The 15,248-nt window shown below is 60.7% G+C and carries 12 protein-coding genes; 1 reads left to right on the top strand and 11 read right to left on the bottom strand.

Annotated features, from left to right (window positions below; genetic code table 11):
* Positions 1 to 54: 54 nt before the first annotated feature.
* The 3 genes from ftsA to FHT76_RS21810 are packed head-to-tail and all read right to left on the bottom strand — an operon-like array spanning position 55 to position 3,229.
* On the bottom strand, positions 55 to 1,386 hold the full coding sequence (ftsA, locus tag FHT76_RS21800; protein ID WP_016554509.1) for a cell division protein FtsA: 1,332 nt from the start codon (positions 1,384 to 1,386) through the stop codon (positions 55 to 57).
* A complete protein-coding gene (locus FHT76_RS21805) occupies positions 1,383 to 2,315 on the bottom strand; it encodes a cell division protein FtsQ/DivIB (RefSeq protein WP_183860900.1) in 933 nt (310 codons plus the stop codon). Before FHT76_RS21805 ends, ftsA begins: the two co-directional genes overlap by 4 nt.
* On the bottom strand, positions 2,303 to 3,229 hold the full coding sequence (locus FHT76_RS21810) for a D-alanine--D-alanine ligase (RefSeq protein WP_114713179.1): 927 nt from the start codon (positions 3,227 to 3,229) through the stop codon (positions 2,303 to 2,305). Before FHT76_RS21810 ends, FHT76_RS21805 begins: the two co-directional genes overlap by 13 nt.
* A gap of 477 nt (positions 3,230 to 3,706) precedes the next feature.
* On the opposite strand from FHT76_RS21810, the gene FHT76_RS21815 reads away from it, so the two are divergent.
* A complete protein-coding gene (locus FHT76_RS21815) occupies positions 3,707 to 5,011 on the top strand; it encodes an MFS transporter (RefSeq protein WP_114713180.1) in 1,305 nt (434 codons plus the stop codon).
* Between the two features lie 115 nt (positions 5,012 to 5,126).
* Here FHT76_RS21815 and murB read toward each other — a convergent pair whose 3' ends face one another.
* From murB to FHT76_RS21855, 8 genes are read right to left on the bottom strand one after another with little or no spacing between them, the layout of a single operon-like run.
* The gene (gene murB, locus FHT76_RS21820) at positions 5,127 to 6,101 is read right to left on the bottom strand and encodes a UDP-N-acetylmuramate dehydrogenase (RefSeq protein ID WP_259130301.1); all 975 of its coding nucleotides are present in this window, start codon (positions 6,099 to 6,101) and stop codon (positions 5,127 to 5,129) included.
* Positions 6,098 to 7,513, bottom strand: coding sequence for a UDP-N-acetylmuramate--L-alanine ligase (gene murC / locus FHT76_RS21825; protein ID WP_183860904.1), 1,416 nt, complete (start codon positions 7,511 to 7,513; stop codon positions 6,098 to 6,100). Before murC ends, murB begins: the two co-directional genes overlap by 4 nt.
* On the bottom strand, positions 7,510 to 8,634 hold the full coding sequence (gene murG / locus FHT76_RS21830) for an undecaprenyldiphospho-muramoylpentapeptide beta-N-acetylglucosaminyltransferase (protein WP_183860906.1): 1,125 nt from the start codon (positions 8,632 to 8,634) through the stop codon (positions 7,510 to 7,512). The genes murC and murG overlap by 4 nt, the downstream gene beginning before the upstream one ends.
* Before the next feature lie 6 nt (positions 8,635 to 8,640).
* Positions 8,641 to 9,795, bottom strand: coding sequence for a putative lipid II flippase FtsW (gene ftsW, locus FHT76_RS21835; RefSeq protein WP_183754580.1), 1,155 nt, complete (start codon positions 9,793 to 9,795; stop codon positions 8,641 to 8,643).
* A gap of 1 nt (position 9,796) precedes the next feature.
* Complete coding sequence (gene murD, locus FHT76_RS21840) at positions 9,797 to 11,209, bottom strand: UDP-N-acetylmuramoyl-L-alanine--D-glutamate ligase (RefSeq protein WP_183860908.1); 1,413 nt, start codon at positions 11,207 to 11,209, stop codon at positions 9,797 to 9,799.
* A gap of 6 nt (positions 11,210 to 11,215) precedes the next feature.
* Positions 11,216 to 12,316, bottom strand: a complete 1,101-nt coding sequence (mraY, locus tag FHT76_RS21845; protein WP_016554518.1) for a phospho-N-acetylmuramoyl-pentapeptide-transferase — start codon at positions 12,314 to 12,316, stop codon at positions 11,216 to 11,218.
* A 22-nt stretch (positions 12,317 to 12,338) separates the two neighbouring features.
* Positions 12,339 to 13,772, bottom strand: a complete 1,434-nt coding sequence (locus FHT76_RS21850) for a UDP-N-acetylmuramoylalanyl-D-glutamyl-2,6-diaminopimelate--D-alanyl-D-alanine ligase (RefSeq protein WP_183860910.1) — start codon at positions 13,770 to 13,772, stop codon at positions 12,339 to 12,341.
* On the bottom strand, positions 13,769 to 15,229 hold the full coding sequence (locus tag FHT76_RS21855; protein WP_183860912.1) for a UDP-N-acetylmuramoyl-L-alanyl-D-glutamate--2,6-diaminopimelate ligase: 1,461 nt from the start codon (positions 15,227 to 15,229) through the stop codon (positions 13,769 to 13,771). Before FHT76_RS21855 ends, FHT76_RS21850 begins: the two co-directional genes overlap by 4 nt.
* Between the last annotated feature and the right edge of the window lie 19 nt (positions 15,230 to 15,248).

Here is a 15,248-nt window from a genome sequence, read left to right on the forward strand (position 1 = left end):
TACCGTTCCTTCTCTTTATGGCCGCATCGCCACGCCGGCCAATTCACTCAATTGTCAGAAGCTTTCTTTCAACCACTGCCCCATGCGGGCAAAGCGGCTGGTATTTCCCCCAAGCGACATGAGCAGACCGCTCTGTGACGCATGTGTTTCCTGGTCCGCGACCTGCGGATAGATCATCAGGCCGACGGCCGTCGAAAAGGCGGGGCCTTTCGCTGCAGTCGGCAGGCCCGAGACGCCCATCGGACGACCGATTCTGACGTTGCGGGCAAGAATGCGGCGCGCAACTTCGGCAAGGCCGGTCAGCTGGCTCGCACCACCCGTCAGCACGACACGCTTGCCGACGATCGGGCTGAAGCCCGAACGCTGGATGCGGTCACGGATCAATTCCATTGTTTCCTCGATACGGGCGCTAACGATGCGCGACACCAAAGCGCGCGGCACCTGCGTCGGCAGATCGCGTTCGTCTTCGCCGATCGGCGGGATCGAAATCAACTCGCGTTCGTCTGAGGAGTTCGGCATTGCGGAAGCGTGAACGACCTTGAGGCGCTCGGCGTCTTCGATCCGGGTCGAAAGACCGCGTGCCAGGTCGGTCGTGACGTGATGGCCACCGAGACTGACGGCGTCCGTGTGCACCAGCTTACCCTCTGCAAAGACCGAAATCGTCGTCGTTCCGCCCCCCATGTCGATCGCCGCACAGCCAAGCTCGACTTCGTCATCGACAAGCGCGGCCAGACCCGAAGCGTACGGTGTTGCAACGATTCCCTCAACAGAGAGGTGCGCACGATTGACGCTCAACTCGAGATTCTTCAGCGCGGTGCGCTCAGCGGTCACGACATGCATGTCGACACCGAGAACGTCGCCGTACATCGACAGCGGATCGCGAATGCCTCGTTCGCCGTCGAGCGAGAAGCCGGTCGCCAGCGAATGCAGCACGGCGCGATCCTGTCGCAGCGACTGTTGGCAGGCTGCCGACAGAACCTTCTTCAGGTCGTTCAGCTCAACTTCCTGTCCACCGAGATCGATGGTTGCAGTGTAGATATCGCTCGTCAGGCGGCCCGCCGTGACATTGACAATCAGGCTCTCAACGGTCAGGCCCGCCATACGCTCGGCCGCGTCGACGGCAAGGCGGATCACGCTTTCCAGCGCATCGAGGTCGGAAATCGCGCCGGTCTTGATGCCACGCGAGCGCTGATGGCCAATCCCGATGATTTCAATGTTGTGCGTGCGACCGGGCAGCACCTGGCTTTCCTCGCGAGGCGTCAGGCGGCCGATCATGCAGACGACCTTCGTCGATCCGATGTCGAGCACCGAAACGACGTGGGACCGCTTCGACGAAAGCGGCTTCAGGCGCGGCAATCCGAAATGGGACGAACCGAAAAAGCTCATATATTTTGCCCCGCCTTCTTCAAATCCTTAGCCCGCTGATCGAGCACAAGCTGCCGGCGCGCCATCGCTTCCGGTGTCAACTGAATTGCCGTGCGGTCGACCAGCCTGAGATCGACGGCTGCGATATCGCGATCCAGAAGATCCTGCTCCTTCATGAACTTCGCCAGCCGCGCCAAAGCCAGATCCACTTCGTCTTCCGGCAACTTCACCGCAACGCCGTTATCCATATGCAGGTCCCAGCGACGGCCCGAAACCCAGACGTAAGCCCTCACGCGCGCCTTGATGTCCGGCCACTTTGCAAACTCGGTTTCCAGCGAAGTTGCCGCAACTTCCGCACCGCGACCAACAACCAGAGGCAACTGCGAAAATTTGTTGTCGCGCAGGGGCGCGATGACCGAGCCGCCCTTCTCCACGAGAGAGAGATCCTGGCCATGCTGCCAGATGGCATAGGCTTGGCGCTCCTTTAGCTTAACCTCGATCGTCTTCGGATAGATCTTGCGGACCTCTACGTTCTCGACCCAGGGGAGCTTGGCAATCTTCTGGCGCGCAGCATCGACGTCGAGAGCGACCAGCGAGGTCGTACCGTCAAGCCCCAGCAACTGCAAAATCTCGATCTCGGAAGTCTCGGCGTTGCCGGAAACCTTCACATCGTCGATAGCAAAGCCGGCAGCAGTCGTCGTCGCCTGAGCAACCGCTTCGGTGTGACCACCGAGCGACATGCCATAGAGGCCGGTCGCAGCAAAGAAAGCCAGGGCGGAGACCGTTCCGACATGAGCCGGAATATGGATGCGACCGCTTCCGAGGCTGACAAGAAAGCGCACCACGCGACGCAGCGGCCGCGGCAGAATCAGCCGACCATCACCCTCGGGATACGAAGGCTCAGCCTGATGACTTGGGCGCCCTATCCTTTTGACCGTCACCGAGAACAAGAAGCGTCCTCCACCATCCAACGGAGAAATTCCCCAAACGAGTAGCCGGCATGACCGGCCATTTCGGGCACCAGGGAGGTTGGCGTCATGCCCGGCTGAGTATTGATTTCCAGCCAGATGATTTCGCCATCTTCGGAGAAGCGATCGTCGTAACGAAAGTCGGAGCGACTGACGCCACGGCAACCAATTGCTTGATGCGCCCTTAACGCCAATGATTGTATTTTTTGGTAAATATTCGGTGAAATTTCCGCCGGGATGACGTGTTTCGATCCACCGGCGACGTACTTGGCATCATAATCGTAGAAGCCGTGCCCCATCGGCACCACCTCGGTCACGCCGAGCACTTGATCCCCCATAACGCCGCAGGTCAGTTCCCGACCATAGATGTAGCGCTCGACGAGAACCTGTTCGCCGTAGCGCCATTCCGGGGAGCTGATGATCTGCGGCGGGTGGGATTGATCTTCCTGAACGATCACTACGCCGAAGCTCGAACCTTCACGGACAGGCTTCACGACGTAGGGCGGTTTCATGGGGTGCTCCGCCGGAAAGGCGAATCGATTGATCACCTCGGACTGAGCAACAGGAATGCCCGCAGCGGCAGCAACCCCCTTTGCCTTTTCCTTATCCATGGCAAGCGCCGACGCCAACACGCCGGAATGCGTATAGGGGATCTCGAGATACTCGAGGACACCCTGGATGGTGCCATCCTCGCCGAACGGGCCATGCAGCGCATTGAAGACGACGTCCGGTCGCAACGCGGCAAGCTTTGCGGACACATCGCGGTCGACGTCAATCCGCGTCACTTGGAAACCCTCAGCCTCGAGAGCATCCGCGCACGCCGTCCCGGAAGAAAGGCTTACCGGCCTCTCCGAGGAAAACCCGCCCATCAGGACAGCGACATGCTTGCGACTCATCAACACCCCCAAAAATAACCTGCACTCTGAGTTCCGACGCTTGCACCAAGCTTGTTTCTCGTCCGAATCTCGCTCGGTGATGCAGATGTATTAGAGCCCGATTATGGTTAATGAAGTGTTTACTTTCGTTAATTTTCGCCTCTCGCGACCATCTCCTCGGAACCGCGCCAGACGCAAAGAAACCAGCAGCGCCAGGGCATAGCGCACGAGGTTTCATCAAGAAGTTGAGCCAGCTCGGGGTTTCTTGGAACGTTAACTTTCCGACGAGGCGCCGCCGAGATCGGCGAGATCAATGATCCAAGTCCGCGTTCGAGGTATTGGTGATTCTGGTCGAGCAAACCGACGGGCGGCAAAAAAATGCGAAGCACGCTAATCTTTTTTCCGTTTCTTACGCGATGACCATTTGCGCCGAATTAAAATTGCGTTAAGAGCCGCCTGCCTTCCCAAGGCGCAGCTATAATCCCGATTGGAATGAAAATGTCTGACGCGATATCCAGAGTATCGCCGACCCCCGCTTCATCGAACAGTGCGCAAGTCAACTCGCCGGCGCGCGTTCTGATCGCGAGCCTCGTCGGCACCACGATCGAATTCTTCGACTTCTACGTCTATGCAACCGCCGCCGTGCTGGTTTTCCCGACGCTATTCTTCCCGAACAGCGACCCGACGACCGCGCTGCTTGCTTCCTTTGCAACCTTCTCGATCGCCTTCTTCGCCCGTCCGCTCGGTGCCGTGGTCTTCGGCCATTTCGGTGACAGAATCGGCCGCAAGACGACGCTCGTCGCCGCCCTGCTCACCATGGGCATTTCGACGGTGGTGATCGGCCTTCTGCCCTCGTACGAATCGATCGGCGTCCTCGCGCCGCTGCTCCTCGCCCTTTGCCGCTTCGGCCAGGGCTTCGGCCTCGGCGGGGAATGGGGCGGCGCCGTTCTGCTCGCCACAGAGAATGCGCCGGAGGGCAAGCGCAGCTGGTACGGCATGTTCCCGCAGCTGGGGGCGCCCGTCGGCCTGTTCCTTTCTTCTGGCATCTTCTGGCTGCTGCTTCAGGTCATGTCGCAGGATGCGCTTCTGAGCTGGGGCTGGCGCGTGCCGTTCATCTCGTCGATCCTGCTGATCGTCATCGGCCTCTGGGTCCGCCTTTCGATCACCGAAACGCCGGCCTTCCAAAAGGCAATTGACAAGCAGGAGCGCGTGGCCGTTCCGGTTGCCGAACTCTTCCGCAAGCACAAGCGCAGCCTGTTCCTCGGCACTTTCGTGGCGCTGGCGACCTTCGTGCTGTTCTATATCGGCTCAGCTTACCTGCTGTCCTACAACGTCAAGGTCCTGAAGATCCCGTTCCTCGACGCGCTTGAAATCCAGATCGTCGGCTCGATCGCTTTCGGCGTCTTCATCCCGATCGTGGGCAAGCTCGCCGAGCGCTTCGGCCGTCGCGAAGTGCTGATCCTGACCACCGTCCTGATTGGCATCTTCTCGTTCTTCCTGCCCGGCCTGATGACGGGCGGCGAAGGTAGCATCGTGGTCTTCGCGATCGTTGCCATGGCGCTGATGGGGATGACCTATGGTCTGATCGGCACGGCGCTTGCCGCCCCCTTCCCGACGGCGGTGCGCTACACCGGATCGTCGATCACCTTCAACCTTGCCGGCATCTTCGGCGCCTCGCTGGCGCCATACATCGCCACCTGGCTACAGGCGAACTACGGCATGCAGTATGTCGGTTACTATCTCGGCCTCTCTGCAGTCATTACCCTGATCTGCATCCTGGCCTCCGGCCGCGACGAAGTCTGAGGTTTACCGCGACTGAAACAGAAAGGCCGCGAAACACATGTTTCGCGGCCTTTTTAGTTCTTAGAGAAATTAAGAAGACTGTTCCTGTCACCTAAGCCAGGAATGTCACCGCCCGCTATTCGCTGGTGACACCCTGGAAGGGGCGCACTTCGCGGCCGGGCATGAAGACGCCGAGACGCTTGATCTCCCACTCAAGCTTGATGCCGGAGTTTTCGAAGACTTCACGGCGGACCTGTTCGCCGAGATATTCGAGATCGTAACCAGTTGCCTGCCCCATGTTGATCATGAAGTTGCAGTGAAGCGAAGACATCTGCGCGCCGCCGATGACCAATCCGCGGCATCCGGCCTCATCGATGAGCTTCCATGCCGAATGCCCCTCGGGGTTCTTGAAGGTAGAGCCGCCGGTCTTTTCGCGAATCGGCTGGACCGTTTCGCGATGGCTGCGAACGGCATCCATCTCGGCGCGGATCTTGGCGCGATCTTCGCTGTACCCTTCGAAAAGCACCGACGTAAAAATCAGATCGCTTGGTACCGACGAATGACGGTAGGAATAGCCCATATCCGCGTTCGACAGAACGTGCTTGGTGCCCTTGCGATCAACCGCATTCACCTCGACGAGGCGTTCGCGTGTCTCTCCGCCATTGGCCCCCGCGTTCATGCGCGCGGCGCCGCCGATGCTACCGGGAATGCCGTAGTAGAAATGGAAGCCGCCGATGCCGTTGTCCATTGCCATCGCCGCGACATGCTTGTCGGGGCAGATTGCGCCGGCACGGATGCGATTCTCGCCGGCAAGTTCGACCGCACCGAAGCCCTTCGCCGAAAGGCGCAGGACAACGCCGGGAATGCCGCCATCACGTACGAGAATGTTGGATCCAACACCGACAACAGTGATCGGCACCTCTTCCGGCAGAAGCTTGAGGAAGGCAACGAGGTCTTCCTCGTCATGCGGCTGAAACATCAGCTCGGCCAGACCGCCGGCGTGGAACCAGGTGACACGGTCCATCGGCGCATCCGGCGTGATCCTTCCACGGATGTCCTTTACGCCGTCGCCAAGCGACGCAAGAAGCTTTTCCCCATTCACCTGTTTCATGCAGATATTCCCGAAAGGCTTTGCAATTGCTTGGGCAGCGCCGCCGCCCAGTACGTGATGCTCCCAGCCCCCAACAGAACCACAAAATCCCCCGGCTTTGCAATCTCTGCGACCATTTCAGGCAAAAGCTCTGGGGATGACAGGAAGCGGGCATCGCGGTGACCGCCGGATTTGATCCGCGACACCAGCTCTTCCGAGTTCGCTCCTTCGATCGGATCTTCACCCGCGGCATAGACGGGAGCAAGGAAAATGCTATCCGCATCATTGAAGCAGGAGGCGAACTCCTCGAAGAGGCTGGACAGCCGCGAATAGCGATGCGGCTGGTGAACCGCAATCACGCGCCCCTTGCAGGCTTCGCGCGCGGCCCGCAGCACAGCCTTGATCTCGACCGGATGGTGTCCGTAGTCGTCGAAGATCTGCACACCGTTCCATTCGCCGGTCAGCGTGAAGCGACGCTTGACGCCGCCGAAAGAGGCCAGCCCCTTGGCGATGTCCTCACTCGACATACCGAGACGGTTGGCGACGGCAATCGCTGCGGTTGCATTGGAAATATTGTGACGGCCGGGCATCGGCATGACCAGGTTGTCGAGCCTGATCACCTGCCCGGTCCGCCGGCGGCGGATCTCTACGTCGAAAATCGAACGCGGACCATCAATGCGGACATTCATGAAGCGCACGTCCGCCTGAGGGTTCTCGCCGTAGGTCACGATCTTGCGGTCCTCGATACGACCGACGAGCGCCTGGACTTCCGGATGGTCGAGGCACAGCACGCCGAAACCGTAAAACGGCACGTTCTCGACGAACTGGCGGAACGCGGCGCGCACGGCATCGAAGTTGCCGTAGTGGTCCAGGTGTTCCGGGTCGATATTGGTAATGACCGCAACATCGGCAGGCAGCTTCAGGAAGGTGCCGTCGGATTCGTCGGCCTCAACCACCATCCACTCACCCTCGCCCATACGGGCATTGGTGCCGTAGGCGTTGATGATGCCGCCATTGATTACGGTGGGGTCGAGGCCGCCTGCTTCCAGCAGCGTTGCCACCAGCGACGTGGTCGTCGTCTTGCCATGCGTTCCACCGATCGCGATCGCATTCCGGAACCGCATCAACTCGGCAAGCATCTCCGCCCGGCGCACGACCGGCAGCAGCTTTTCGCGCGCCGCAACAAGCTCCGGATTGTTCTTCTTGATCGCCGTCGAGACGACCACGACTTCGGCGTCACCAAGGTTCTCCGCCTTGTGGCCGACGAAGACTTCGATGCCCTTGTCGCGCAGGCGTTGCACGTTGGCGCTGTCGGCTTGGTCCGACCCCTGCACGCGATGACCGAGGTTGTGGAGCACCTCGGCAATGCCGCTCATGCCGATGCCGCCGATGCCGATGAAATGAACGAGGCCGATGGCCTTCGGCATTTTCATGCGCGTTTCCCCTTGAACTCTGCAATTGTACGTCGTGCCGCAATAGCCTCTACCATGTCAGCAAGCAAGTTCGCAGCGTCGGGTTTGCCCGCTTGCTTGGCGGCAGCCGCCATCCGGGCAAGCTTTTCCGGATCGTTCATCACATGGGTCAGGATCGTTGCGATCTTCTCGGGCGAGAGTTCCGCCTGGGTGATCACCTTGGCGCCGCCGGTCGCAGCCAGCGCTGCCGCGTTGGCCGCCTGGTCGTGATCCAACGCATGCGGATAAGGCACGAGGATTGCCGGACGTCCGATCACCGAGATCTCCGAAACGGTCGAGGCTCCGGAACGGCAGATGACAAGATGGGCGGCGGCAAGCCGCTCGGCCATGTCAGTAAAGAACGGTGCCGTGTCAGCCGCCATCTTCAGGCGAGCGACGCATACGCTCATCATCTCAGTGTCTTCCGGTCGCACCTGCTGGGTAATGCGCAGGCGGTCGCGAAGCTCGTCATCGAGCAAACTGATGGCGGTCGGCATCGCCTTGGAAAAATATTGCGCGCCCTGACTGCCGCCAAAAACGACAAGATTGAAAGGCTCGCCTGACTTGGACGGAGAGTACGGCACCTTCGCCGCATCGATGATCGCCGGGCGCACTGGATTGCCTGTCGTCACCGTCTTGTCAGGAAACTGACCGCCGCCTTCAGGCAGGAAGCCGCCGGCAATCGCCTGCACCCGGCTCGCCAGCGCCTTGTTTGCGCGTCCCATCACCGCATTCTGTTCGTGGATCATGGCGGGCACGCCAAGGCGCGTCGCCGCCAGCAGTGGTGGTACGGTCGGATAGCCGCCAAAACCAACGACGACAACAGGCTTCAGCCGTGAAATGAGCTTCTTGGCCGCGCGCATGCCGCTCCAAAGCATCCACAACGAGCGCGTAACGGCAACCGGGTTTTTCGAGCCGATTGTCGCCGATGGGACGACATGGATCTCGTCGGCCGGAAATTTGCCGGCATAGCGCTCGGCACGGCTATCAGTCACGAGATGCACAGAATAGCCGCGTTCCTTCAGCTTGTAGGCCAGAGCCTCCGCCGGAAACACATGGCCGCCGGTCCCCCCGGCGGCAAGCAGGACGATGCCTTTGCTCATGAACTCTTACTCCGCCGGCATTCCATGCGCGACGCGGAAGAGGCTCCGGTCCTGCGCACGTTTTTCCGGCCTATGGCGCGTCAGCGCGAGAATAAACCCGGCGGTGACGCAGATCGCGACCATGGACGAACCGCCGTAGGAAATCAGCGGCAGGGTCATGCCCTTCGCCGGCAGCAGTTCGAGGTTGACGCCCACGTTGATGATGGACTGTATGCCGATCTGCAGCACGAGGCCAGCGACGGCAAAGCGGTTGAAGTCGTTCCGCTCCTTATAGGCATGCGAGAGACCGCGCAGCACGAGGACGGAAAACAGCGCGACGAGCGCCATGCAGAAGACGATGCCGAACTCTTCGGCCGCGACCGAGAAGATGAAGTCGGTATGCGCGTCGGGGATGATCCGCTTGACGATGCCCTCGCCCGGTCCCTGGCCGAACCAATCGCCGCGAATGATGGCTTCGCGTGCCGTGTCGATCTGAAAGGTATCGCCTTCGCCGGTCAGGAACTTGTCGATGCGCAGCGCCACGTGCGGGAAGATGTAATAGGCGCTGACAAGACCGCCGACACCGCCTGCACCGAGCAGGATGATCCAGATCCACGGCATGCCGGCCATGAAGAACATGCCGCCCCACACGGCCGTCGTCAGGATCGTTTGCCCAAGGTCGGGCTGCGCGACCAGAAGTGCAGCGACAATGCCGAAGAGGATGATGGCAAACAGGTTACCCGGTATCTCCGGCTGCCTTGCGTGCTCGGCAAAGAGCCAGGCACAGACAACGACAAAAGCGGGCTTCATGAACTCCGAGGGCTGGATCGAGATGCCGGCCAAGGTGACCCAGCGGCGGGAGCCCTTGACCTCGACGCCAAAGAACAGCGCCAGCAGCATCATGCCAAGCGCGACGATCAACAGGATGATCGCCGTTCGCCGCACCTGGCGGGGCGTCAGGAACGACAGACCGAACATGACGGCGAGCGACGGGATCATGAACGCCGCGTGGCGCTTGACGAAGTGGAACGGCTCCAGCCCGATGCGCTCGGCGACTGCGGGTGATGCCGCGAACGACAGCATGAAGCCGATGCCCATCAGGAAGATGAACATCGCCAGGAAGAAGCGGTCGATGGTCCAAAACCAATCGGCCAGAGGCCCACGTTCCGCGCGGCTTACCATGTCACTTATCTCCTGTTGCCGAACCGATCAGCATGGTGATTCCGTCGAGCGCTGCCACATGGCTGACAAATGCATCGCCCCTGACTTCGAAGTTCTTATACTGGTCGAAGCTTGCGCAAGCCGGGGACAACATCACGGCCAACGGGCCGCTTTCATCTTTTTCGGCGTCCGCGGCCGCGTGCGCCACGGCACGCTCCAATGTCCCTGATATCTCGTAGGGGACGGCCTCGCCGAGTGTTGCAGCAAATTCCGTCGCCGCCTCGCCGATCAGGTAGGCCTTGGCAATACGAGGGAAGAGCCCGGTCAGCGAGGTTATGCCACCAGCCTTCGGCAACCCACCGGCAATCCAGTAGATGCGATCGTAGCTCGACAGAGCCGGCGCGGCCGCATCCGCGTTCGTGGCCTTCGAGTCGTTGACGAAAACGACATTGCCGCGACGACCGACCGGTTGCATCCGGTGCTTGAGGCCAGGGAAGGACGCAAGTCCGGCGCGTATCTCCTCCTCGGAGACGCCGACCGCAAGGCATGCGGCAACCGCCGCGGCGGCATTCTGTGCGTTGTGGCCGCCACGTAATGTCTGGATGCCGTCAAGATCGGCGATCGGCTTCGTTGCGCCTCCCGAAGCCTGGACGAGCTTCGTTCCTTCCGCATAAATACCATAAGGCAGCGCATGGCGGCGGGAAATTCGCGTGACCTTGCCGCCGGCTCGCTCGATGCGATCCGCGATCATCTCGCAGTGGCTGTCGTCCACGCCGACCACTGCCACACCACTGCCGGCAACCAGACGCTCCTTGATGTCGGCATAGTGCTGCATCGTGCCGTGACGATCGAGATGATCCGGCGTCAGGTTGAGCAGAATGCCCGCCGACGGATTAAGCGTCGGCGCGAGGTCGATCTGATAGGATGAGCACTCGACAACATAGAAGCGTCCATCCTTCGGCGGATCGAGCGTCAGGACAGCCGTCCCGATATTGCCGCCGAGCTGCGTGTCGCGCCCGCTCGACTTCAGGATATGCGCGATTAGCGCCGTTGTCGTTGATTTGCCATTGGTGCCGGTGATGGCAATAAACGGGCAATCGGGCGCATGCGCGCGGCGCTCACGCACGAAGAGCTCGACGTCGCCAACGATATCAACGCCGGCGGCGCGAGCGAGATCGACGGTCCAGTGCGGTTTCGGATGCGTCAGGGGAACGCCCGGCGAAAGCACGAAGAGAGATTGTGCGCTCCAGTCGAGGGAACGCAGATCAGCCGTATGGATTCCCTCGGCGGCGGCTTTGGTGACACTATCCGGATTGTCATCCCATGCCGTCACCTCGGCTCCGCCCAGTTTCAGAGCTCGCGCAGTAGCAAAACCGGAACCACCGAGCCCGAAGAGCGCGACCTTCTTTCCCGAGAGGGTTGTGACGGGAATCATCGCCGCTTACCGCAGCTTCAGGGTCGAGAGACCAAGCAGGGCGAGACCGCCCGCAATGATCCAGAAGCGGATCACCACCTGGCTTTCAGTCCAGCCCTTTTTCTCGAAATGGTGATGGATCGGCGCCATCAGGAAGACACGTCGGCCCGTCATCTTGAAGTAGCCGACCTGAATGATGACCGACAACGTCTCCATCACGAACAAGCCACCGATGATCGCCATGACGATCTCATGCTTGGTGGCCACGGCAACAGTGCCGATCGTGCCGCCGAGCGCCAACGAGCCGGTGTCACCCATGAAGATAGCGGCAGGCGGCGCATTGAACCAAAGGAAGCCGAGACCAGCGCCGATAACCGCGCCGAGAACGACTGAAAGCTCGCCCGTGCCCGGGACGAAGTTGATCTGCAGATAGTTTGCAAAGACTGCATTACCCGCGAGGTAGGCAATCACACCAAACGACGCCGCAGCAATCATGACCGGAACGATGGCAAGGCCATCAAGGCCATCGGTCAGGTTCACGGCATTGCCGGCGCCAACGATCACGAAGCCGCCGAAAACGACGAACATGATGCCGAGATTGATCATGAAGTCCTTGAAGAACGGAAACGCGACCGAGGACCCGAAGGTCGAACCCGCGGTTCCGGACGCCAGCGCCGTGCGCATCATGAAGTAGACGGCGATGCCGGCAATGACGAATTCAATGCCAAGGCGAGCCTTGCCGGAGAAGCCCTTGTGGCTCTGCTTGGTGACCTTGAGGTAGTCGTCATAGAAGCCGATCGCCCCGAAGCCGAGAGTGACGAGCAGCGTGGCAACCACGTAGACATTCGAAAGATCGGCCCAGAGCAGCGACGACCCGACGATACCGGCGAGAATCATCAGACCGCCCATGGTCGGCGTACCGGCCTTCTTGAAGTGCGTCTGCGGACCGTCGGCGCGGATCGGCTGCCCCTTACCCTGGCGGATGCGCAAGGATCTGATGATCATCGGTCCGAACAGGAAGACGATGAAGGCGGACGTAAACAGGGAGGCGCCCGTGCGGAAGGTAATGTACCTGAACAGATTCAAGAATTTCAGGTGTTCCGACAGTTCGACAAGCCAAATCAGCATTCAGGGCCCCTTGTTTACCCGCTCAAAAATCGCGTTGCGTGTCGGCAAATGGCGGGAACTTGTCAAGGAGCGCGGCAACGATCTTGCCGAAACCTATGCCCAGTGACGATTTTACCATCAGCACGTCGCCAGCCGCGACAGCGTTCAATACATATTCTGATAGTTCTTCGGTCTTCTCATAGTGGACGACCTGCACGCCCTCGGGGAGCGATTCTTTCAGCGCAACCATTTCAGGCCCCGCGAGCCAGACATGCTCTATACCAGCAGCGAGCAAAGGCCCCGCCAGATCCGAATGGACTTTCTCCGCGTAGTCACCCATCTCCAGCATATCGCCAAGCACGGCGATGCGCCGCCCAGCACCTGCCGGAACGGAACTCGCAAGCACGGATATCGCGGCACGCATCGAAGCGGGATTGGCGTTGTAGCTTTCGTCGATGACCGTGAAGGCGCTGCGGTCGATTGCCAGGCGGTGACGCCGTCCCCTGCCCTTTTCCGGCTGCAGCGTCGAAAGGGAGGTGATTGCCTGATGCATGTCCGCACCGACAAGCTTGACGACGCCAAGGGCGGCCAGTGCATTCTCGGCAATGTGCCGGCCCGGCGCGCCGATCGCGACCTCCTTGGTGTCGCCATCGATGGTGATCCACAACGTCGAACTCTGGTCGGAGCCATTGAACTCCGCGAGGCGGAAATCGGCCTTCGCATGCTGACCGAACGAATGAATGTGCTGGATGCCGCAGGCCTGCGCCGTGCGCTCGAGGAAGTTGAACTGGTCGTTGTCCCTGTTGAGCACGACCTGACCGCCGGGAACCACACCTTCGAAAATCTCGGCCTTCGCCGTTGCGATCTCTCGTATGCTCTTGAAATTGCCGAGGTGAGCCGGCGCAATCGTTGTCACCACGGCAACATGCGGCCTGATCATCTTGACCAGTGGGCGGATTTCGTCCGGATGATTCATCCCCACTTCGAAAACGCCGAAATAGGTGTCGAGCGGCATCCGGGCGAGCGTCAAGGGTACGCCCCAGTGATTGTTGAACGAGGCAACGGATGCATGCACCTTGCCCGATGGGGACAAGACGCGCCGCAACATCTCCTTGGTTGTGGTCTTTCCGACCGAACCGGTCACGGCAATGATCTGAGCACGCGAACGGGCACGAGAAGCCTGACCGAGCTTGCCGAGTGCCGCCAGCACATCTTCGACGACGATGACAGGAACGGTAAGCCGCCCCATGGCTGGAAGGCGCGCTTCGTTAACAACGAGCAGAGCAGCCCCGTTTGCCATCGCCATCGACGCAAAGTCGTGGCCGTCAACGCGGTCGCCCTTGATGGCGAAGAAAGCTTCGCCGGGCGCAATGGAGCGGCTGTCGATGGAAATACCGGTAATGCCCTCAGGCAAAGTTCCGAACGGCCGCCCTGCCATGGCGGCAACCATGTCTTCCGTCGTCCAAAGCCAGTTCACGGTTTCAGCTCCTCCAAAGCCTTACGCAATTCGGCATGATCCGAAAACGGTAGGGTGACGCTCCCGATCGTCTGCCCTTCCTCGTGTCCCTTGCCGGCGACAATCAGCGTGTCGCCCGACGTCAGCATTCCTACGGCCGTTCGGATCGCCTCGGCACGGTCGCCGATTTCGCTCGCGCAGCCCGCGGCCGCCATGATCTCGGCGCGAATGGTCGCCGGCTCTTCCGAGCGTGGATTGTCGTCGGTGACAATCACCACATCGGCCAGACGGCAGGCGATCTCGCCCATGATCGGGCGCTTGCCACGATCGCGGTCGCCGCCGCAGCCAAACACGACGATGACGCGGCCCGTGGTAAACGGCCGAACGGACTCCAAAACGTTGGCAAGCGCGTCGGGCTTGTGGGCATAGTCGACATAAGCAAGCGCACCGTCCTTGGTATGGCCCACCAATTCGAGACGACCGGATGCGCCCTGCAGCTTTTCGAGGGCCGCCATGGCGACCTTCGCCGGCACGCCCGTCGATATGGCGAGACCTGCCGCCACGAGCGCGTTGGCCACCTGGAAGTCCCCTGCAAGCGGAATATCGACCTCGAAGATCTCTCCCTCGGCGTGGATTTCAGCCACCTGCTTGTGCCGGAAATGCTCGACGCGCTTCAGCGTGAGGTAGTCGCCCTTGCGACCGACGGTGCGAACGTCGTGACCCGCGTCGCGCGCCGCTTTGACGGCTTGCCCCGACCACGCATCGTCGGCGAAGATCACGGCCGGTGCGCCCTTCGGCAGCAGCGTATCGAACAGCCGCATCTTCGCGGCCATGTAGCTTTCGATCGTGGGATGGTAGTCCATGTGATCGCGGCCGAGATTGGTAAAGGCAGCCGCTGCTAGCTTGACGCCATCGAGACGGCCCTGATCGAGGCCATGGCTGGAGGCCTCCATCGAGGCATGGGTAACTCCCTCCTCGGAAAGCTCCGCGAGCAATTTGTGAAGCGAAACCGGATCCGGGGTCGTCAGCGAGCCATACTCATTGCGTGTCGGCGAGACGACGCCAGTCGTGCCGATCATCGCCGCTGGATGGCCTGCATAGGCCCAGATCTGCCGGGTGAAGGAAGCAACCGACGTCTTGCCGGCGGTACCGGTCACGGCAACCATCGTTTCCGGCTGCTTGCCATAGAAATAAGAGGCCGCGATCGACAGGAAGCGGCGCGGATCGTTCACCACGAGAACAGGTATGGAAGCATCAACGCCATGGGACGCAATGGCCGCGACAGCACCGCGCGCCGCCGCGTCGGCGATAAAGCCTGCTCCATGGGCCTTCGTCCCGGCGACAGCCACAAACACCATGCCGGGTTCGATCTTGCGGCTGTCGGACGAGATACCCGAAACCGCCAGCGCCCCGACAGACCCGGCCAATTGATCTTCAAGTTCCGGAAATGCATCTCCGGCGATGTCTCGCAAGTTCATCGAATGTACTTTTCTCTCT

The sequence above is a fragment of the Rhizobium sp. BK176 genome (assembly GCF_024808055.1).